Raw genomic sequence first — 18892 nt, 5'->3', positions numbered from 1 at the left:
TAATATTAAAGGAGGCGCGTGTTATGAAATTAGCACCTGCTCAGTTACATAGTCTTAATGAATTAAATTTAAAACGAGGAAGTACGCTTACGAAGGCAGCGGTTTATAAAGATCACCTTAAATCGAAAAGCAAAGATGAGCAAACTCGTTAACCTGTTTAATGGCCATGTATTCTTTTAATGTATTGAAGTTACTAAAAACCACTCCTTAAGGAGTGGTTTTTAGCGAAGACCGATAGAGTGAAGAGGGTTAGGAGTCATTATTTTAAAAGAGGATAGATTCCTTTGTTCACGTTGCTATATTTTATCAACAGGTACTCATTGAGTTTTTGGTTGATGCATCTCGCTAGTTTAAAGGGAGGATCATTATTTTTGAACGCGAAAAGCCCACGTCAATGATCAGTTGGCGTGGGCTTTAAAATAGGAGCGTAAAATCAGATAAAAGGAGGAACTTTGGTTAGAAGATTAATCTCTAACCATTTATAGTTTTTACAATGTAATATAAACTATTTATTAATTAAGAAAAAAAAGTTATAATTTTTTATAGCGAGATAAAAATAGGAAATTTTTTCATATTTCATAAAAAACTAATACCATCCCTTTGTTTCATTGGGTGATTAAAAGGGGGGGAAAAAGAATGGGGTTAAAAGCAAAACGAAATCTTTGGTTGTTAATTGGGGTTATATTAGCGGTATTTATTCGGATTTCAATCCTATTCCCAGGTGTTAATTTTGTTTTAGCGTTCCTATGCTTCATGCGAGCTTATACGTTGCAACGACAGGTGAGAAATGCAGAAGTAGGTTAAAAGGAAACAGAAAAAGCATTCTAATTGAACGACGCCCTAAGGGGACGTTTTTCATTAGAATGCTTTTGTTTATTTTAAAAGAAAGAAAAGCAATGGGGAGAGAAGGAGGAAAGGGAAGATAAATTTAAGAAGTGAAGAGAAAAGTTTAGGGGTTAGCGACGGCAGGGCGACAATAAGGAATAGAATAATTAAAAGTAAAAACCCGATGTTTGATAATTTGATTTCCTTCAGAACATTAATGATTGTTTTTTTGAAATCGGCAATCATAAACGTGCCATCCTCCTTCTATTAATTTTAATTATTTGGAATCATTATCTGTAAAATGAAGTTCGTAATCCTCTGTTAATCCTTGCGTTAAAGAGGTATCTAGTTTTCCTTCGTAAACTACTTCATTTGTTTTTGGATTGATGATGGCAATAAACTCTGCACTTGATGTGTTTTTACGTCCGACGTATGTGACATAAAGGAGATCATCGTGGGAAACCATCGATTTTATATAACTTAAATCATACTTTTCATTTAATGTCGCAAGAAATTTAGGTTGAACCATTTCGACCAGCTCAATCGATTTCGATTCCTCATTGACCATACCTTTAACTAATATATCTGCTAGATTGAAGAAGTAATCGTTATTTAATGGAACAAGCTCATTGATAGAGGCATTTTCATCTTTATAAGATAATGAATAAACCGTCGATTCATTCGTTTTTAAGTTGCGTACTTTTAATTGTCCAAGTGATAAATCTACCTCATACATCTTACCGCCTTCTACAAAAATGGCAGGGTAGTTAGTTGCTGAAAATTCCTCTTCGAATTTAAGTGTTAATTCTAATGTTTGAGGATTTAATTGATAGATTAAAAGTTTATTATTTTTATCTGCTAACTGACTATAAATTCTTGTGATGTAATAATAGTCTCCCTGATATTCAGTTAAATATTCATCTAATGTACTTTCTCCGTAATTTAACTCTTTTAAGATAATATCTTTTTTAAGCACTTCGCCTGTACTCAATTCTTTTGAGCGAAGTCTTAAAAGAGGCTCTTCATTCGTATAAAGATAAGACGAGTTAAAGTCTGCAAGCACAATATAATCTGTTGTTTCAAGTTTTGTTGCCCATCCTAAATGACGAAATAAATCGCGGTTATTTAAAACCTGTTCACCAGCACCTCTTAAAGGGTCATACTTTGTTTTTGTCAGTTGTGCGCCATCATGGGTTAAGACAACCTTTGAGTATTGGTTGGGCCCCGTTTTCGCAATGGCTTCGAATTGTAAATCGGCTAGAAGATTCGCATCGCCCGATAATGTTTCAATTTTATACTCAACGTTTTCTGGAACCTCACTCTTAGGTGCCATAAATCCAAGGGCCGTTAGTGATAATAGGCCAGCCGTACCTAATCCAATCATATGATATAACTTCATTTCTCTCACCTCACCTAAATTGAAACTTTCTTATTGATTAACCATGTACATAAGCCCATCGTCAGTGCACTCATAACAAACACAAATCCGTAATCGACGATTAAACGTTCATCCATATATAAGTATAGTGTTTTAGTGTAGAGGAAGAGAGCGATATTAGCCAATAAAAAGGCACCGCCACAAATAATTCCAATCACTTTTTTTGAACGATCGCACAAGACGAAGAAAGAGATCAGACTAAACATTAAAATAATGAATCCTAGTTTATAAATAAAATCTCCCATAGAAAGTGGTAAAACAAGACCAATTGAGTTAGAGTAATGCAATAAACTCGTTACCGGTTGGGGAGCAATTAACTCTTTAGGGAAGACAAGCGTCATGACAAAACTTAAAATCCATAAAATGAATAGAATTAATCCATAAAAGCAAAAAACCGAGAAGACGGTGACGAGTAATTTAGAGAAGAAGATTTTCAGACGACTTCCTTTAAGTGTCAGTAACATATAGATTCGTTTTGATGCACCAAACCATTCTTTATACCAAAGATAAAAGGCAAAACAAACTAATAGAATGGCACTTAATAAAAAGAGAAGGGGAACGGGTGTTGAATCAAATAATAGTGTTAGACTGACACGACCATTTTCTTTGACATAGGTTTCTAAAGAGCTCTCCATAATTTGTGGGAGAATTTCTTTTTGATAAGTTTTATTAATGAGTTTATAAAATAGGCCGGTCGATACGGCACTTAGTGTGATAAATAAGGTTAACATCCATGGAAGCAGCTTCTTTATCTCAATTTCAATTAGTGTTAAAAATTTCATAATTATACCCCGCTATATAAAGATTTCATTTTTTCAACAATCGTCAATCCTTCTTTTTCAGCCTCATCTTTTGAGAACGTTGCAAATACTTTTCCGTCTTCAAGGAGAACGATATGATCGGCAATGTCTTGAACTTCATCAATTTCATGAGTTGTTAAGATGACGGTTTGATCTTTTTCTAAAAACTCTGATTTAAGTAAATTGATAAATGTTTGACGGGTAAAGACGTCAATTCCACTAAATGGCTCATCTAATAATAGATAAGGGGTGTTTTGGCATAATCCAATAATAATGTTAAAGCGAGCTAAATTTCCCTTTGAAAGTTCCTTTAGTTTTTTATCAGTAGGTACCTTAAAAAATTTAATCATTCGCCACGCTTTTTCAATATCGAATCCTTCATAAAAGACTTGGGCAAATTCTAAGTTTTTAGGAATGGTCCATCCTAAATCATGAATTGGAATATCAGGAACATAGGCTAATTGGTTAATATTTTGTGACGTAATGGGGGTTTGATCAATTAAAATTTCTCCCTTATTAATAGGGACGAGTTTCATGATTGATTTCATTGTCGTACTTTTCCCCACCCCGTTGAGTCCAAGTAAACAAGTAATTGCTCCTTTTTGAAATTGAATGGAAACATCATCGAGAACAACTTTTTTCCCATAACGTTTCGTTACATTTTTCATCTCTAACATAAGAAACCTCCTTTAAAATGCTCATCTGCGTTCTTGAATCAAGTATAGCGTGTAAATATTAAGAAACAGCCATCCAAATTATAAAGAAATTCTTAATAAATTCTTAAGGCGGCGAAGTTTGATAAAGATAAGTGGTGATTTTAAAAGACTAAGATTTAGTATTTCTGTGTTCAAGGATATTTATTAGCATATTACTTAATTTATTTTTGGCGCTATGATATAGTAAAGATAAGAAAAATCTAAGAAGCGGTGGGGGTGTAACGATTGATGTTTAAGGATATTTTATTTAAGTTAGGTCAGGACGAGTTGCACATTTATGATTATTTTACAAAGAAGTTTTTAAACTCAGTTAAGCTTGGGCAAAAGCTTCAAATTGAATGTTATGATGAAATGGTCTATCTTTCAGGTGAATTAAAGAAAGATTCCATGACGGATAAATTATTTTTACACGATCGGAATGGATTTACGTGCTATATTGAATATGGACAAGTGTATGAAAAAGTATGGATTTTAAATGATTAAAGGGACGGCTTTTAAACCGTCCCTTTTTTGGAAGAATTCAGTCTGTTGAGTACGTAAAGTGTGTGCAACATCCCCCCCTTTTTTTATCGTAGAATCGTTCAAGCTATTAGTTTAGAAGAGAAGGTGATTAGGTTTACGGTGAATCAAACAACCGGGTGAGCGTCCGAAATAGAGGGTCATGGGCTCTTGCGTATATCCCTAAGGAGAGCTTAAACGGAAGCTGTATACTGATGATGTTGTGATGGATAAATGAAGTGGACAAGAAATAGGGTGCCCTTTTAGGAAGTAGCTACTACAGTAAACACGTCTTAAAAAAATGGGCAGAAGTGGCAACGATAGAGACTTCAACAAAGTAAAAGCTAGCGCCCTAGAACGCTAGCTAGTAATCAAGTCTTACCACACGATAGATAACGATTAATGGATTCTTACGCCATATGTTAGGATTCCAACTTTCTGATGCGGATAAACATGTCTAATATAATAATCAACATCAACGTCACTGGAATTGCTTTTTTTAATAGATAATGCGTATCTTGGAGTACTTCTAAAATAAAGGGGCTAACGAATATAACGACTGCAGCAAAGATAACATGTAATCCTATAATTTTACAAATTTTTTGATTTGAAGAATAGTTCACATTAAAAAGAATATTAGATTTATATTGTAAAAATCCAATTCCTCCAATGATTAAAGATAATAAACAACAAATGATCATATTTCCCACGAACTCATTGGTCATAACCTATCCCTCCACAAATGTTTGATGGTCATTTAATTGATAAAAGTTTACAGTAATCTAAAGTTTGAACATCTAAATTTTCCTCAGGTCTTGAACTTATCAACACGATATGGTAAAAATTACATGATTATTATGCCATATCGTGTTGATAAGAAGGATAACAATGTTAATTAAACAAATGAAATATTCCTGATTTAAGTGAATAAGTTGAAGAGTATAGGAATTATCCGAAAGCTATAAATTTAGGGGGATTAAAATGAAAGTGTCAAAGAGATGTCCAAAATGTGAGAGTACAGAGATGATTCGCGTAGAGGGGACTGCCGGCCCTTACGGAACGGGGAATAATATAGCAATTGGCGCTACGATTTTTTCTTATGTCAAAGTACCGAGATATGTTTGCTGTGAGTGCGGATACGCCGAAGAGTGGATTGATCCTGAGGATCTTCCAAAATTAAAAAAGAAGTTTGGTTAAAACGTTCTATTACAGGATTAAATATCACCTAAACGTTGTATAATAAAGGGAGTTAAAGTTGGAGGTGATGACATGAAAGTGACAAGTTCGGGTATTGTAAACGGTGTGATTATGGATCAATATGGATGCCGTGGCGAAATGAACGAGTATGAAATGCCGACCTATTCTTTACCCCTTACGATTAAAGATGCCCCTCAGGGGACAGTGTCTTATGCACTGGTGTTAGAAGATAAAGATGCCTTTCCGGTATCAGGATTCTCGTGGATTCATTGGACAGCTGCTAATATTGTGCGAACGGTGATTGAAGAGAATGAGAGTCAAACTGCAACAGATTTCGTTCAAGGTGTGAATAGTTGGATCAGTGATCAGGGGGGAAATACCCCAGCACAGGCTTGTTCCTACTATGGAGGAATGGCACCACCGGATGCTCCACACCTTTACGAACTTCATGTGTATGCCCTAGACAAAATGCTAGATTTAAAACCTGGCTTTTACTATAATGAACTCTATCAACAGATGGAGGGCCATATTTTAGCACAGGAAACCATCAAAGGAATTTATTCAAACTAAAAATAGCCCAGGCTCATGACTTGGGCTATTTTTTGATTTAAAGACTGCTATTGGGTTTGTTTAAAAAGTAACCAGCCAGTGCTGCAACTAAGGCAAGCATCGCAACAATAAAGAATAGTTTCCAGGAGTATAAGAGAATTCGATCTAACGATTTAAAAAATAGACCTAGAATTAAGTTAAGAACTAAAAGAAATGCTTGAATGAAAAATCCTAACACACTAATCACTCTTAATCCATATAATGTTCGTTCCATGAAAAGGCTCCTCCTTCAACGTGAATAATTTTATTGTATCAAGAGAAATCAGGTGAAGATGTCGACAGGAGGAAACTTTTTTAAAATATTTTTTATTTGTGGATAAGTGTATTAAATAATTAGGATAGGGAGAAGGAATAGAGGAAGGCATAGGACTTATTCTTTAGCGTTTATCCACATCTCATGTGGAATGAAAAATATGGATGAATTTGGCTAAGTATTATGTGTGATTTTCGTCGATATTTGTGCTATTATTGACAACGTTCAAACTTTTTAAAACATCATTTTAAAAGTTTTATCATTTTAAAGGACAGTATGAAAGGTATGGGTGAATAATGTTGATTACAATTGGAGCGATGATTGGTGCAGGAAAAACAAGTTTAGCAGAATTGGTGGCTAAACATTTCAATTCGGAAGTTTTTTATGAGAGTGTGGATGATAATCCGATTTTACCTTTATTTTATACAGCATCTGATGAAGAGATTCAAACCAAACGATATCCTTTTTTACTACAATTATGGTTTTTAAACACTCGCTTTAAAAGCATTAAGCAAGCGTTAGTTGAGGATAATAATGTATTAGATCGAAGTATATATGAAGATTGGTATTTTGCAAAGGTAAATAAAGATTTAGGACGTATTTCTGACTTAGAATTCAGTTTATACGAATCACTTTTGAATAATATGATGGAAGAGTTAGAGGGGATGCCTAAAAAGGCACCGGACTTAATGATTTATTTATCAGGAAGTTTCGAAACTATTATTGACCGTATTAAAAAACGTGGACGTGAATATGAATTAGATGAAGGACTTGTTTCTTATTATTACGAACTTTGGAAGGGATACGATCAATGGATTGAGCAGCATTATCAAGCAAGTGAGGTGCTAGTCATTAATATTGATGAGGTTGACTACGTTAATAATGAAGATGATAAGAAAAAAGTATTAAAGATGATTGAAGATAAATTAAATGAAATTCGTCAATCATCATCAAATGCCTAATAAAATAAAAGAGAGCCGGGTCCTAATGGGACCCGGCTTCTTTTGTTTCCTTTTGCAAAAACTTATCACTTGTTAGTTTAATTCCAATGGCACCAATTGGAGCTGTAATTAGCACACTTAAAATAGCGATTGCTTGCATAATTTCTCCGCCGGCAACCCCCATTTCTAACGGAATGGCGGCCTTTGCTGATTGAACAGTTGCCTTTGGAAGATAGGCAATCACACAAAATAATCTTTCTTTATAGGAGAGGTTTGTTCCAATTAGGGCAATTAAAACCCCAATCGAGCGAAGGGTTAATGAAACAATTAAAAGGGCGCAACCAATTAAGAAAAATTGCCCGACGAGATTTGGATTAATAGCCATCCCTACAAAGGCGAATAAGTAGAGTTTCCCAACTTTCCAGATTGAATTCATGAGCGCTAAAATAGAAGGGGCGTTATCAACGATGAAATTTCGAATCCAAAATCCGTAAATCATAACTGTTAAAAGTGAATTAAATAATTCAAGGTGAAACTTTTTTTCGATGAAACGTAAAATTAAACAAATTCCAAAACAAATCAAAGTTTTTATATAAATGGAAGTCGTATGTTTTAGAAGGGGCTTGGTAAGAAGATAAAGAAGGTATCCAATAAAGAGACTAAAGATGATGGAAATTGGAATCATTAAAATTTGTAATCCAATTGATGGGGTACGTCCTCCTTGGGTATAAATTCCTAAAAAAGTAGTAAATAAAGTAATGGCTATGGTATCATCCGCACTTGCCCCGACTAAAAGCATTTGAGGAATGGCCTTATCTTGTCCGATTCGACGATCAATTAAATCAATCATAGAGGGAATAAGGACGGCTGGACTAACAGCTGCAATAATAAAACCTAAAATAGCCCCCTGAATAAAATTAAAATGAAGCAGGGGCATCGCTAAAAGGGCGATCGTGAATCCCTCAAGAGTAGCGGGAATGGTACTTAGTAAAATAGCAGGGCGTCCAATTTGTTTCATTTGTTTTAAGCTTATCCCAAGTCCACCGATAAATAAGACGGTAACGAGTGCAATATCTTTTAAGGTTGGTGAAAGTTGAAGAGTCACATTAGGAACAATATTTAAGAAAGAGGGGCCAATTACCATTCCGAGTAGCATCATTCCAATTAATGAAGGTAGTTTAATTCGTTCAAATAAACGACCACTATAATGGGCACCCATACCAATGAGTATTAGGCTAATAAATAAGTAAAAAATCATTCTTTTTTTCCTCCAAATTATAAATGTATGTAGGATGTAAAAAAGGCGTTATAGGTGCTGAAATAGATTCATTGAATCGTAAGTCTAGCAACGTTATCCTAAAAAGTTATATCTATTTGCTTTTTTTATCATACGCTTATTTTCCGTTGATTATCACAAAAAAAGGATGCCCAATAGGGCATCTTTAAGTTGCGTTGTGGGTATTACGATACTTTCGGGGGCATGTTCCCGTTACTTTTTTGAATATTTTAGAAAAGACAAGTGCATCCGTATACCCGACTGAATGTGAAATCTCTTTGATGCTAAGCGTTGATTGTTTAAGAAGTTGACAGGCCTTGTCTATTCGATAATGAATGAGATAATTTTTAGGAGAGTTATCCATTCTTTCATTAAATAATTTTGTTAAATATTTGCGATTGATTCCGATATGATTTGAAATCTCTTCGATCGTAATCGGTCGTGAATAATTGGTTTCAATATATTCGATGGCTTGACGAATATAATCCGATTGTCGATTAGATGCTTTAACTTTAGGCGGTTGTGGCAAGCTGTGGTCACAAAGTGCCCCAAGTAGAGAGTAAAATCCACTGATTGCTTGTAAATCTGCGCTTTTTGGATGTTTAGCAGATTCTAAAATATAATCAAAGCACGTTTCGATTTGTTTGCTATTTTGACAGTTTAAAATAGGTGTTTTCTCCGATAAACCAATTCGCTCTAAATATTCTGGGACGTGTTCACCATTAAAACTCACAAAGTAGTAGGTCTGGTTTATAGTTAACGATTGCACCGGGCGGAACTAAAAAACACGTTTCCTCCACTAGCGTATAATCTTGTCCATCAATAGTTAAGTAGCCAGACCCCTCCGTTACATAATATAAACTATAGTAGTCACGAATCCCCGGTCCCCAAGACTGATGTTTTTCTACTTGACTTGTTCCACAGTAGTAAAGCATAAAGTCTAGTCGTGAGTAGTCAGCTTTTGGTTTGAAGCAGTACATAGTCTAAAATCCCCTCCTTCTCGAAGACATTATACCATATTTTAAATAAGTAAGTAAGATTATTTGTAAGCACTTTTTTGCATATGTTATAATGAGAGTTAATGAAACTGTATGCGCTTTAATAAAAGGGGCCCATCAGTTAATTAGTGTAAAAATGAAGGGAAGTCGTGTTGATTGAATAGAGATTGCTTTTATAAGATTTATGATAATAGACGGGGAGGGAATTTAGTGGAGGTTAGACGAGGAAATGTAAAAGATGTATTGGATGTAGCCCAATTGGCCCTTGTATTGTGGCCAGATCATTCGTTACATGCGATGGCACTTAACGTATTAGAATCGATTCAAGGAAAAGACGCGGCATACTTTTTAGCCATTTTGAATCATGAGGTAATTGGTCTAGCGTATGTGAGGTTAAGACAGGGGGAATCTTATTTAGAAGGTTTATTTTTAAAGGAAGACTATCGATGTCGGGAATATTTAATGCAATTAATTAGGGCCTGTGAACAATGGGCGAATGAAAAAGGAACCAAAACATTAATAAGTGGCCTTAACGTGGGAATGCAAGAGGGGAATCCTATGTATCGTTATGTACATTTAGAGTGGGGATTATATGACCGACCATTGGTGTAAGTTTAAATGGAGCGTTGTCAGTTGACATTCATAGGCAATAAAAAAACAGGTGGATGACTCCATCTGTTTTTTTATTGCCTATCATGTGAGTGGCGTTTAACGTAGGTAATCTCATCATCTGAAACCGTTAGAAATTTATTTTGAATCAGGGGCCGTAAATGCGAATCATGTTTTATCAGGAAAAAAATTTAATCGCATCACGTGGGAAAAGTTACTTGTTGAATAAAACGAATAGGCGATTTCTTTAGTCGGAGACAGTTTAGACGAGTACGGTAGGACGTATCTTTTAGTTTATTTTCTCCTTTTGAGCAATTAGGAATAAATCTTTTGCGCAAGATGTATTCTCTGACTTCCTGTTTGAGTCATAATTTGGGTCATAAGAAAAGGTACCAGTCGTATAGTTCATACATGAAACCGAAGACGAAGGTACCCTTTATTATCGTCTTACCGTTTAATTTCATCAAAGAAATCAGTGTATAACAAGGCAAAGACGATGAATAGAATAATACAAATAGCAGCCGTTCTTCCGTTAAACCATCCCATGTTATCACTTCCCCATGAAAGGATTTAAAGAACTCATTCTTGTACAGTAAAGGATATGCTAAGATAAATTAATAAATGAAACTTTGAATGATTCAATGTAGATAAAAATGGCATGGTCATTAGGACGGATGTATATAATAAAAATAAAAAGGTTGGGGAGATGATGAAATGGAAATTCGCACTTATCAACAGGAGGATGAGCGTGGGTGGTTACATTGTCGGGTGTTATCTTTTCTAGATACAGCCTACTATGATATTGTCCTTAATCAAAAGGAAACCTATAGAAACCCGGCTATTGAACTCGTTGCGATAGAGGATGATAAAGTCATTGGTCTTTTAGATATCGAGTGTGAAGAGAAACCGATGACTCTTTGCACGGCGGATCAGACGTTAGGGGGGATGATTACGCATTTGGCCGTGCACCCGGATTATCGTAGGCAAGGGGTAGGGCAGGCTTTGTTATTAGAAGCACAAAATAGATTAGTTAAGAGTGAGATTACTTATCTCGAGGCGTGGACCCGTGACGATCTATGGGTTCATGAATGGTACCTTCATCAACAATTTGAAAAATTAGGGACCTATTTACATGTTTACATTGAGGGCAGTGATGGGATCGCATCCAAAGTTGATGGATTAATTCCGGTACAAACTTTTTGTCAGTATGTTGGAAAGGATAGTGAGAAGATAAAGAAAAAGTACAAACGTGTTCACGAATGTACCGGGTTTTATAAAAGGATTCAATAGTCATTAAAGCAACCAAAACAATCCGTCCGATTTAGGTGGGAATCTTGGGATTGGAAAAAAACATAAATAGGGGCTTGTAGAAACTGGGGATAGAATTGAAAAAAGGATTCATCCCCCTTTTTAATAGCTTTTAATGCTAAAGGGAGTTCGCGTAGAAAGATTTCATTTCTTTTTTCTGTTGAGGCAGTTCCATCAATTCCATCAAGCCGAATGTAAATATAAAAGTAAGGGTGACCAGACTGATGAGCTAACCATTCACCAACGACCTCATCACGCTTTGTTGTTAGTTGTTCATAGGCAAATTCGGATCCAATGACTAAAAAGAGTTCTCCCGTCTGATCAGAGTGGGTCAATGTGTACCGTCTAGGGTGTAATTGGTATAAACGGTTTAATCGGTTATTGACCCATAACTTATTCTCATTAAAGGTACTCATTAAATCGCCCCCTTCAATGTAGTTTATGATGGGAATTAAAGATTGTTATTTTTTTCGAAAATTTTTTGATTCAAAATAATAATCGCTTTTTTAATGGATACCGACCGCTTCATCCGCTCGATCTCATTAAAAAAATAGTTTGATGGATGAGATAAGACATAAAATAGAGTGAGTCTATCTTGTGCCTTTTTCCACAGTTTGATTCAATTATCCACAGGTTTGGGATAGATTATCCACAACGCTATTCCGCCTACATATAATATCTTTTTTCGACATTTCGAAGGGATAAAACATAAAATAAATGATAATTTTCTATTTTTATGCGTATTAATCGATAAAAATAGAAAATTTGACATTTTAACGGATATAAAACGTTGTATTTAGTTGAAAAGTAAGATAAAATGACAGTGTAATTAAATACGTTGTGGATAGCATTGCGAAGATTAACTATCTTATTGACGGATTAGGACGAATGCTTGATAAGAAATTAATTTTTGTAAGAAACCGTAATGAAACAGTGGAAATTAGGATGAGGGAGTTAAGTCAAACAGGGTTAACCCAATTCAATGTATATCTGTGGATAATTTATGGATCGCTATCATTTCGCATTTAAATCATCCCAACTTAGTACGGTTATATCTAAAAAGTCCTGATATGGCTCTCAGGGCTTTTTAAAGAATTAAATAAAAAAGAGAATTAGGGTTGGGGAGCAATCTATTATGATAAATCACAGGGGAATCCTGTTAGCATATTATCATGGAAAAAGAATCAAACAGTGGATCTGTTTGATTCTTTTTTTTAGTTTAATTAAACAGAGAGCGTATTCATTGAAAAAACAGGAGTAGGACAGGGAAATTTAATGAAAAGGACCTTGTCTTTCACTAGGGAATAGGGTATGATAAGAACATATTTATTTGAATAGTTTTTAGATAGAGGTGCGGTAATTAAGAGTACTATTGAGGAGTGAAGATGTTGATGCAATAGGAAAGGAATTTTCGCCGAAGCCTATAATTGATACTTTAAGATTATAGAGCTGGTGTTAAATAAAATATATTTAACATTGTCACGGTTTAATCATCGTGGAGAGCTATCATTTAAGAATCCCCAATAGGAATCGTGTATTCTTTTTGAGAAGTCTTGAGTGAAAAGCTCAAGGCTTTTTTTATCTAGAACTATTTAAAATTTAAAGAGTAGGGGGAGTATTATGATCAGTTTAGAAAACAAAACAACATGTGCAAGTGTGAAAGAAAAAAAACAGTTTAAAGTTCCACACACGTTGGTGATTGTAACTGCAATTTTAGTTTTGGTTGCCATTGCAACTTGGATTATCCCAGCCGGAACGTATGAACGTGTCGTAAATGATTTAGGAAATACGGTCGTTGTAAATGATTCATTTTCATATGTTGAATCAACACCTCAAGGATTATTTAGTTTACTACAGGCTCCAATCCATGGAATCGTGGGGGCAGCTGAAATTATTGCCTTTTTATTTATTGTGAGTGGTTCGATTGCGATTATTACTAAAACTCGTGCTATTGACGCGGGTATTACTAACGCGGTTAAATCATTTAAAGGAAAAGAATTATTAATGATTCCTGTTATTATGGGTCTTTTCTCATTAGGTGGAGCTGTCTTTGGGATGACGGAAGAAGCAATTCCATTTATCGCCATGTTAATTCCTTTATGTTTAGCATTAGGTTATGACAGTATCATGGCGATGGCGCTTTCTTATATGGGATGTATTGTCGGATTTGCTACGGCAATGTTAAATCCATTTTCTGTTGGGATTGCTCAAAGCATTGCGCAAGTTCCAGCCGGAACAGGTGTTGGTTTCCGTACAGTTATTTGGTTAGTGACAACCATCGTTTCAACCTTATATTTAATGTGGTACGGACGACGTATTAAAAAGAATCCAACTTTAAGTCCAGCTTATGAAATCGATCAAGCTCGTCGTCAGGATATGGATGCAATGGAGTCAGAACAATTAGAATTTACGATGCGTCATAAAGTAATTTTAGCCTCTATCTTAGTTTGTTTAGGCATTATCATTGTAGGGGTCTTGAAATTTGGTTTTGTTATTCCTGAAATTTCTGCGGTGTTCTTAGCGACAGGAATTGTTTGTGGAATCATCGGACGTTTAAGTTTTGATGATATGGCTACAGCATTTATTCACGGTGCAAAAGATATGATTAGTGCTGCTGTTGTTGTAGGTTTTGCCCGCGCGATTGTGATTATTGCCCAAGACGGTCAAATTATTGATACCATTTTATATAATTTATCGAACGTTATTGGTCAATTACCATCATTAGTAGCAGGTTATGTGATGTTCTTTGTTCAAATGTTTATTAACTTCTTTATTTCATCAGGTTCTGGACAAGCGGCATTAACGATGCCAATTATGGCTCCACTTGGTGAATTAGTCGGTATTACGCCACAAACATCAATTTTAATTTTCCAATTTGGAGACGGATTCTCAAATGCGATTTTCCCAACAAGTGCTGTCTTAATGGCTTGTCTTGGTGTATCGGGAATTCCATGGTCTAAATGGATGAAATGGATTTGGCCATTACAATTAATTTTTGGTGCTTTAGCTATTATTTTTATTACTATTGCTATTCTTATGGGATGGTCGTAAGGGGGATTTATCATGAAAGAACAATTAAAAGTAATTAGTGAGTCGTTAAAAGATCGTTTAGTTGAAATGAATCGATATATTCATGACCATCCTGAACTTGGAAATCAGGAACACGAAGCGGTAAATGTATTAACAACTTTTTTACGAGAAAATGGATTTGAAATTAAATGTCCAGTTGCCGGATTAGACACAGCCTTTGAGGCGGTTTATGATAGTAAAAAACCTGGATTATCAGTGGCTTATTTGTGTGAATATGATGCCCTACCTGAACTTGGACACGGTTGTGGACATAATATGATCGGTGTAATGAGTGCAGGGGCGGGTGTTGCATTAAGTAAGGTAATTGATGAAATCGGTGGAAAAGTCTATGTCTTCGGAACACCAGCAGAGGAAACAAATGGTGCTAAAGTTACAATGACAGAGGCCGGATTGTTCAATGGAATGGATGCTGTAATGATGGTGCACCCTTCGGGATTTACGACAGAGAGCGGGACATCGTTAGCAATGGAGGCGTTGCAATTTGATTACACAGGCCGTCCAGCGCATGCGGCCGCCGCACCAGAAAAGGGAATTAATGCATTAAATGCGGTGATTCAATTATTTAATGGGATTGATGCCTTACGCCAACATGTGACGCCAGATGTAAGAATGCATGGAATTATTACGAACGGTGGAGTGGCAGCAAATATTGTACCGGAACATGCAACCGCCCAATTTTATATTCGTGCAGCAACGAAAGAGTACCTAGCCGTTGTGAAGGAAAAGGTATTAGGGATTGCTAACGGCGCTGCTTTAATGACGGGAGCCACTTTAGAGGTGAGTAACTACGAGATTTCATATGACGATTTAAAAACAAATGAACTTCTTTCAGAGACATTTAATGAGAATATTCGTTCATTAGGAATCGAAGAAATTAAAAAGCCGTCTAAGAGCACAGGGTCAGTAGATATCGGAAATATTAGTAATATTTGTCCAACTATTCATCCGTATATCGGAATTGCTGATTGTGAAATTACGGGACATTCTCAACAGATGGTAGATGCAACTGTTACAGATTTTGCCCATGATCGCTTAGTGATAGCAACAACGGCTCTTGCTTATACGGGATATGATGTATTAGCAGGAAATGTTAAATTAAAATAAAAATCATCTTTGGTGTGCACCCCAAATGTTAGACTAAAAATCTAATGTTAGGGGTGCTTTTTTTATTGTTTTATTCTCCTTATAGCGATATTCAAGATACGGCTATTGAAAGGGGAGATACAATGCTATTTATCTCCGTGATGATGTGCATTTAACTTTTTATAATGGGAATCACCGGGATGTTTATCATTTACACAGTTTTTCTATTTTAGATCCATCATCCAAAATGTATGAGCGCTACGTATAGATGTAGAAAAAAATTATAAAAATATCCATAAATATATAAGTTTATTTTGTTTTATGATATATATAAGTATATAAGTCTAGATAAGTTTTTTACATCATAAAAAAACCTTGTGTTGTAGATGAGGTTCTCTTAACTAATCTCTTCAGTTTAGATATTGGTTGTTGTATTAAATGTAGAAAACGGCTCTGTTTTTATATCGTTAGGTAGTGGCATAAAAATACTAGGGAAAGTTTGTTTTAAGGAGGAGCTATGAAAATCAATTGGGATAAGAAGTATACAACAATTGCTGTTTATGCATTAATTGTGATTAGTTTAAGTATCGTATTTAATAATGTGATTTCTAAACTAGATGTTTTTACTGGAAAGTTAAATCAAATCCTGGTCGTTTTCCAACCGTTTATTATTGGATTTGTTATTGCTTATTTATTAAATTTTATTCTTAAGTTTTATGAAGAAAAAGTCTTTAAAATAAAGATGATAAAAAAAATAAGAAATTTTCCTTCCCGAGGATTAGGGATTTTGTTTTCTTATGTGACAGCACTCATCATTGTTTACCTCTTTATGCAATTTGTTCTTCCTCAATTGATTGAAAGTATTAGTGGATTAATTAATGATATTCCACGATATGTAAGAGAGTTAACAAGTCTTATTGAAACAGAACTATATGAAAGAAATATAGATCAAGAATATATGGCCATTATTAATGAAAAATTTGTAGAAATTACTAACTGGGTCATCCAGTTGTTAACGAATATTCTTCCTTTAATAGGAAATATGGTCATGTCGGTAGCCTCAAGTATTTGGAATATTATTTTAGGAGTTATTATCTCTATTTATTTGTTAACGGATAAAGAAAAATTCTTTGCTTTAGGTAAAAAGATAGTAACTTCACTCTTTAATTCAAAACATACAACCATTATTCTTGATTTAGCGAATCGAACTAACTTAACATTTGGAAAGTTTATTGGAGGAAAAATTGTCGATTCGGTGATTATTGGGATCCTCACCCTGATTATCTTGGCAATTTTTAAAATGCCATATATGGTTTTAATTTCGGTGATTATTGGTATTACGAATGTTATTCCATTCTTTGGTCCGTTTATTGGAGCTATTCCATCGGCCATCATTATCTTATTTGTTTCACCTATTCAAGCTTTATGGTTCTTAATTATTGTTCTTGTCATTCAGCAGGTGGATGGAAATATTATCGGACCTAAGATTTTAGGTGATTCCATTGGAATCTCAGCATTTTGGATTTTATTTGCGATATTAGTTGCTGGAAAATTATTTGGATTGATAGGAATGATTATTGGGGTGCCGATGTTTGCGGTTATTTATTCAATTATTAAAGATATTATTGAGGCGAGATTGCGTTATAAAGGATTACCGGTAGAAACGTCTCATTATACGAATTAAAAGGATGCCTTTTAGGCATCCTTTTTTAGTTCCATAAAAATGTAAAAAAGAGAAGTTTTAAAAATAATTCATAAATCGTCCTTTAACGACACATATTAAAAATAACAAATTTTTGAAAGGAAGTAATCGAAATGAGAAAGAGACTTCTTCTAATGACAAGCCTGATTAGCTTTTTATTTATTTCCTCGTTGAATGTTTATGCGAGTGAGTTTATTGAATTTCCAGATGAGCGTTTAGAAGTTGCGATTCTTGAGGAAATGGGGAAAAAGGAAAACGATAAGATTTCAGTAGCAGAGGCACAAAAGGTACAATTTTTACCCCTTTCAAATAAGGGAATTCAAAATCTAGAGGGGATTCAGTATTTTGAAAATGTTAATCATCTACAATTAGGGTTTAATCAACTAACAGACATCACCCCATTACATAAGTTGGATAACCTTAATATTTTAGATTTACAAGGTAATCAACTTGAAGATATTTCCCCCCTAGAAGGCCTAGAACATTTAGTCTCTTTAAATCTTAATGGTAATAACTTAGGAACGTTAGAATCTCTTACTAAGATTCATGGCCTAGGTTATTTGTATGTGAATAATAACCAAATTAAAGATATTTCCCCGACAGCTCATTTGGAAAAACTAGATGTATTTGATTATTCAGGTAATCAAGTCAGTGATATTAGTTGTCTAACCCGATATCATGAATTACGATATGGGGATTTAACTAAACAACAGATAGTCCTTCCTACTCAAAAGGTGAAAAAAGGGAGCGATGTGATTATCGACAATCCAATAAAGACTGTTGAAGGGGGAGTCGAGGATATTACGGTTAAAAACGGAATATATGATGAGTCTACCAATCAGATTATGATAGAAAATGTGACGGAGGATCAAACGGTGGAATACGCCTTTGAAGCGACGATTGACTATCCTAAGTATGGGGGGAAAATTGATTTCACTGGTACGGTGACAATGGATATTCAAACAACATTAGGCGGGTTGCCTATTTTATACGGGGTAGATGATATTGAGATTCCATATGGTAAAGAATTTGATTTATTAGAGGGAGTTACGGCGCAAGATGCTGAGGGGGTAGATTTAACGGAACAAATTGTAGTTGAAGGAGAAATTGATGTTTTTACAGCAGGGGATTATGAAATTATTTACCGCGTAACGGATAGTGAGGGTCAGATCGAAACCGTGCACCGACTTGTGACTGTTGCGACTCCAGTTATCGGAAACCAATCTCCAGTTATTAATGCACAGAATCGTATTGTTAACAAGGGAGATAGCTTTAATCCATTAGAAGGTGTGACGGCAATGGATGAAGAAGACGGCGAATTGACTGCTAACATCGAAGTAATTAATAATACTGTTAATGTCAATGAAATAGGTATTTATGAAGTGACCTATCGCGTACAAGATTCTAATGGGGCGACCACTATTATAACGGTTGATGTAGAGGTACATGATATTCCAACCACCGGATTTTCACTATTTTAAAAAGGGTCTAATTATGATGTGCACCCCAAATGTTAGACTAAAAAATCTAACGTTAGGGGTGTTTTTTC

The 18892-nt window shown here is 35.0% G+C and carries 21 protein-coding genes and 1 riboswitch; of the genes, 12 read left to right on the top strand and 9 right to left on the bottom strand.

Annotation, left to right across the window (positions count from 1 at the left end; genetic code table 11):
• The first annotated feature begins 23 nt into the window (after positions 1–23).
• The gene (locus tag VXM77_RS11075; protein WP_262950994.1) at positions 24–152 is read left to right on the top strand and encodes a hypothetical protein; all 129 of its coding nucleotides are present in this window, start codon (positions 24–26) and stop codon (positions 150–152) included.
• Positions 153–636: 484 nt separating this feature from the next.
• Entirely contained in the window at positions 637–804 is a 168-nt protein-coding gene (locus VXM77_RS11070; RefSeq protein WP_338506357.1) for a hypothetical protein, read from the top strand.
• A 298-nt stretch (positions 805–1102) separates the two neighbouring features.
• On the opposite strand, the gene VXM77_RS11065 is transcribed toward VXM77_RS11070, so the two are convergent.
• The 3 genes from VXM77_RS11065 to VXM77_RS11055 are packed head-to-tail and all read right to left on the bottom strand — an operon-like array spanning position 1103 to position 3740.
• Entirely contained in the window at positions 1103–2224 is a 1122-nt protein-coding gene (locus VXM77_RS11065; RefSeq protein WP_262950997.1) for a hypothetical protein, read from the bottom strand.
• Between the two features lie 14 nt (positions 2225–2238).
• On the bottom strand, positions 2239–3045 hold the full coding sequence (locus VXM77_RS11060; protein ID WP_161831003.1) for a hypothetical protein: 807 nt from the start codon (positions 3043–3045) through the stop codon (positions 2239–2241).
• Between the two features lie 2 nt (positions 3046–3047).
• Positions 3048–3740, bottom strand: coding sequence for an ABC transporter ATP-binding protein (locus VXM77_RS11055; RefSeq protein ID WP_338506356.1), 693 nt, complete (start codon positions 3738–3740; stop codon positions 3048–3050).
• 267 nt (positions 3741–4007) lie between these two features.
• Between VXM77_RS11055 and VXM77_RS11050 the strand changes: the two genes are divergently transcribed.
• Positions 4008–4262: a hypothetical protein gene (locus tag VXM77_RS11050; RefSeq protein ID WP_161831005.1), complete on the top strand. Its 255-nt coding sequence runs from the start codon at positions 4008–4010 to the stop codon at positions 4260–4262.
• 437 nt (positions 4263–4699) lie between these two features.
• Here VXM77_RS11050 and VXM77_RS11045 read toward each other — a convergent pair whose 3' ends face one another.
• Complete coding sequence (locus VXM77_RS11045) at positions 4700–5002, bottom strand: hypothetical protein (RefSeq protein ID WP_161831006.1); 303 nt, start codon at positions 5000–5002, stop codon at positions 4700–4702.
• A gap of 256 nt (positions 5003–5258) precedes the next feature.
• On the opposite strand from VXM77_RS11045, the gene VXM77_RS11040 reads away from it, so the two are divergent.
• A complete protein-coding gene (locus tag VXM77_RS11040; protein ID WP_161831007.1) occupies positions 5259–5474 on the top strand; it encodes a hypothetical protein in 216 nt (71 codons plus the stop codon).
• Between the two features lie 72 nt (positions 5475–5546).
• Positions 5547–6044, top strand: a complete 498-nt coding sequence (locus VXM77_RS11035) for a YbhB/YbcL family Raf kinase inhibitor-like protein (protein ID WP_161831008.1) — start codon at positions 5547–5549, stop codon at positions 6042–6044.
• A gap of 37 nt (positions 6045–6081) precedes the next feature.
• On the opposite strand, the gene VXM77_RS11030 is transcribed toward VXM77_RS11035, so the two are convergent.
• On the bottom strand, positions 6082–6297 hold the full coding sequence (locus tag VXM77_RS11030; RefSeq protein ID WP_161831009.1) for a hypothetical protein: 216 nt from the start codon (positions 6295–6297) through the stop codon (positions 6082–6084).
• 338 nt (positions 6298–6635) lie between these two features.
• Between VXM77_RS11030 and VXM77_RS11025 the strand changes: the two genes are divergently transcribed.
• Complete coding sequence (locus VXM77_RS11025) at positions 6636–7298, top strand: deoxynucleoside kinase (protein WP_262951002.1); 663 nt, start codon at positions 6636–6638, stop codon at positions 7296–7298.
• Positions 7299–7320: 22 nt separating this feature from the next.
• Here the strand turns inward: VXM77_RS11025 and VXM77_RS11020 are convergent, their stop codons facing one another.
• From VXM77_RS11020 to VXM77_RS11010, 3 genes are all read right to left on the bottom strand, one after another.
• The gene (locus VXM77_RS11020) at positions 7321–8535 is read right to left on the bottom strand and encodes a cation:proton antiporter (RefSeq protein ID WP_161831011.1); all 1215 of its coding nucleotides are present in this window, start codon (positions 8533–8535) and stop codon (positions 7321–7323) included.
• 184 nt (positions 8536–8719) lie between these two features.
• Complete coding sequence (locus tag VXM77_RS11015) at positions 8720–9286, bottom strand: AraC family transcriptional regulator (protein WP_338506354.1); 567 nt, start codon at positions 9284–9286, stop codon at positions 8720–8722.
• Entirely contained in the window at positions 9276–9533 is a 258-nt protein-coding gene (locus VXM77_RS11010) for an AraC family ligand binding domain-containing protein (RefSeq protein ID WP_338506353.1), read from the bottom strand. The genes VXM77_RS11015 and VXM77_RS11010 overlap by 11 nt, the downstream gene beginning before the upstream one ends.
• A gap of 228 nt (positions 9534–9761) precedes the next feature.
• On the opposite strand from VXM77_RS11010, the gene VXM77_RS11005 reads away from it, so the two are divergent.
• Both VXM77_RS11005 and VXM77_RS11000 read left to right on the top strand, forming a co-directional pair.
• Positions 9762–10163, top strand: coding sequence for a GNAT family N-acetyltransferase (locus VXM77_RS11005; protein ID WP_161831013.1), 402 nt, complete (start codon positions 9762–9764; stop codon positions 10161–10163).
• 711 nt (positions 10164–10874) lie between these two features.
• Positions 10875–11450 carry a GNAT family N-acetyltransferase gene (locus VXM77_RS11000; RefSeq protein ID WP_262951004.1) on the top strand — a complete coding sequence of 192 codons (576 nt, stop codon included), beginning with the start codon at positions 10875–10877 and terminating at the stop codon, positions 11448–11450.
• Here the strand turns inward: VXM77_RS11000 and VXM77_RS10995 are convergent.
• On the bottom strand, positions 11444–11884 hold the full coding sequence (locus tag VXM77_RS10995) for a staygreen family protein (RefSeq protein ID WP_262951005.1): 441 nt from the start codon (positions 11882–11884) through the stop codon (positions 11444–11446). The two genes, VXM77_RS11000 and VXM77_RS10995, sit on opposite strands and share 7 nt — an antisense overlap.
• 922 nt (positions 11885–12806) lie before the next feature.
• Positions 12807–12982: riboswitch (Lysine riboswitch) on the top strand.
• A 106-nt stretch (positions 12983–13088) separates the two neighbouring features.
• Between VXM77_RS10995 and VXM77_RS10990 the strand changes: the two genes are divergently transcribed.
• The 4 genes from VXM77_RS10990 (at position 13089) to VXM77_RS10975 (ending at position 18824) form a co-directional block, all read left to right on the top strand.
• Positions 13089–14519, top strand: a complete 1431-nt coding sequence (locus tag VXM77_RS10990; RefSeq protein ID WP_161831016.1) for a YfcC family protein — start codon at positions 13089–13091, stop codon at positions 14517–14519.
• A gap of 12 nt (positions 14520–14531) precedes the next feature.
• A complete protein-coding gene (locus VXM77_RS10985) occupies positions 14532–15662 on the top strand; it encodes a M20 family metallopeptidase (RefSeq protein ID WP_161831017.1) in 1131 nt (376 codons plus the stop codon).
• A 496-nt stretch (positions 15663–16158) separates the two neighbouring features.
• Positions 16159–17325, top strand: coding sequence for an AI-2E family transporter (locus VXM77_RS10980; protein ID WP_161831018.1), 1167 nt, complete (start codon positions 16159–16161; stop codon positions 17323–17325).
• Positions 17326–17456: 131 nt separating this feature from the next.
• On the top strand, positions 17457–18824 hold the full coding sequence (locus VXM77_RS10975) for an immunoglobulin-like domain-containing protein (protein ID WP_161831019.1): 1368 nt from the start codon (positions 17457–17459) through the stop codon (positions 18822–18824).
• The last annotated feature ends 68 nt before the right edge of the window (positions 18825–18892 follow it).

The organism is Turicibacter sp. KK003, assembly GCF_037014675.1.
GTDB lineage: Bacteria > Bacillota_I > Bacilli_A > MOL361 > Turicibacteraceae > Turicibacter > Turicibacter faecis.
The sequence above is the reverse complement of the archived record's forward strand: the minus strand, read 5'-3'. Positions and strand labels throughout refer to the sequence as shown.

Coding starts and splice junctions, on each gene's coding strand:
- VXM77_RS11075 (WP_262950994.1), top strand. CDS start 24: ATGAAATTAGCACCTGCTCAGTTACATAGTCTTAATGAATTAAATTTA.
- VXM77_RS11070 (WP_338506357.1), top strand. CDS start 637: ATGGGGTTAAAAGCAAAACGAAATCTTTGGTTGTTAATTGGGGTTATA.
- VXM77_RS11065 (WP_262950997.1), bottom strand. CDS start 2,224: ATGAAGTTATATCATATGATTGGATTAGGTACGGCTGGCCTATTATCA.
- VXM77_RS11060 (WP_161831003.1), bottom strand. CDS start 3,045: ATGAAATTTTTAACACTAATTGAAATTGAGATAAAGAAGCTGCTTCCA.
- VXM77_RS11055 (WP_338506356.1), bottom strand. CDS start 3,740: ATGTTAGAGATGAAAAATGTAACGAAACGTTATGGGAAAAAAGTTGTT.
- VXM77_RS11050 (WP_161831005.1), top strand. CDS start 4,008: ATGTTTAAGGATATTTTATTTAAGTTAGGTCAGGACGAGTTGCACATT.
- VXM77_RS11045 (WP_161831006.1), bottom strand. CDS start 5,002: ATGACCAATGAGTTCGTGGGAAATATGATCATTTGTTGTTTATTATCT.
- VXM77_RS11040 (WP_161831007.1), top strand. CDS start 5,259: ATGAAAGTGTCAAAGAGATGTCCAAAATGTGAGAGTACAGAGATGATT.
- VXM77_RS11035 (WP_161831008.1), top strand. CDS start 5,547: ATGAAAGTGACAAGTTCGGGTATTGTAAACGGTGTGATTATGGATCAA.
- VXM77_RS11030 (WP_161831009.1), bottom strand. CDS start 6,297: ATGGAACGAACATTATATGGATTAAGAGTGATTAGTGTGTTAGGATTT.
- VXM77_RS11020 (WP_161831011.1), bottom strand. CDS start 8,535: ATGATTTTTTACTTATTTATTAGCCTAATACTCATTGGTATGGGTGCC.
- VXM77_RS11010 (WP_338506353.1), bottom strand. CDS start 9,533: ATGTACTGCTTCAAACCAAAAGCTGACTACTCACGACTAGACTTTATG.
- VXM77_RS11000 (WP_262951004.1), top strand. CDS start 10,875: ATGGAAATTCGCACTTATCAACAGGAGGATGAGCGTGGGTGGTTACAT.
- VXM77_RS10995 (WP_262951005.1), bottom strand. CDS start 11,884: ATGAGTACCTTTAATGAGAATAAGTTATGGGTCAATAACCGATTAAAC.
- VXM77_RS10990 (WP_161831016.1), top strand. CDS start 13,089: ATGATCAGTTTAGAAAACAAAACAACATGTGCAAGTGTGAAAGAAAAA.
- VXM77_RS10985 (WP_161831017.1), top strand. CDS start 14,532: ATGAAAGAACAATTAAAAGTAATTAGTGAGTCGTTAAAAGATCGTTTA.
- VXM77_RS10980 (WP_161831018.1), top strand. CDS start 16,159: ATGAAAATCAATTGGGATAAGAAGTATACAACAATTGCTGTTTATGCA.
- VXM77_RS10975 (WP_161831019.1), top strand. CDS start 17,457: ATGAGAAAGAGACTTCTTCTAATGACAAGCCTGATTAGCTTTTTATTT.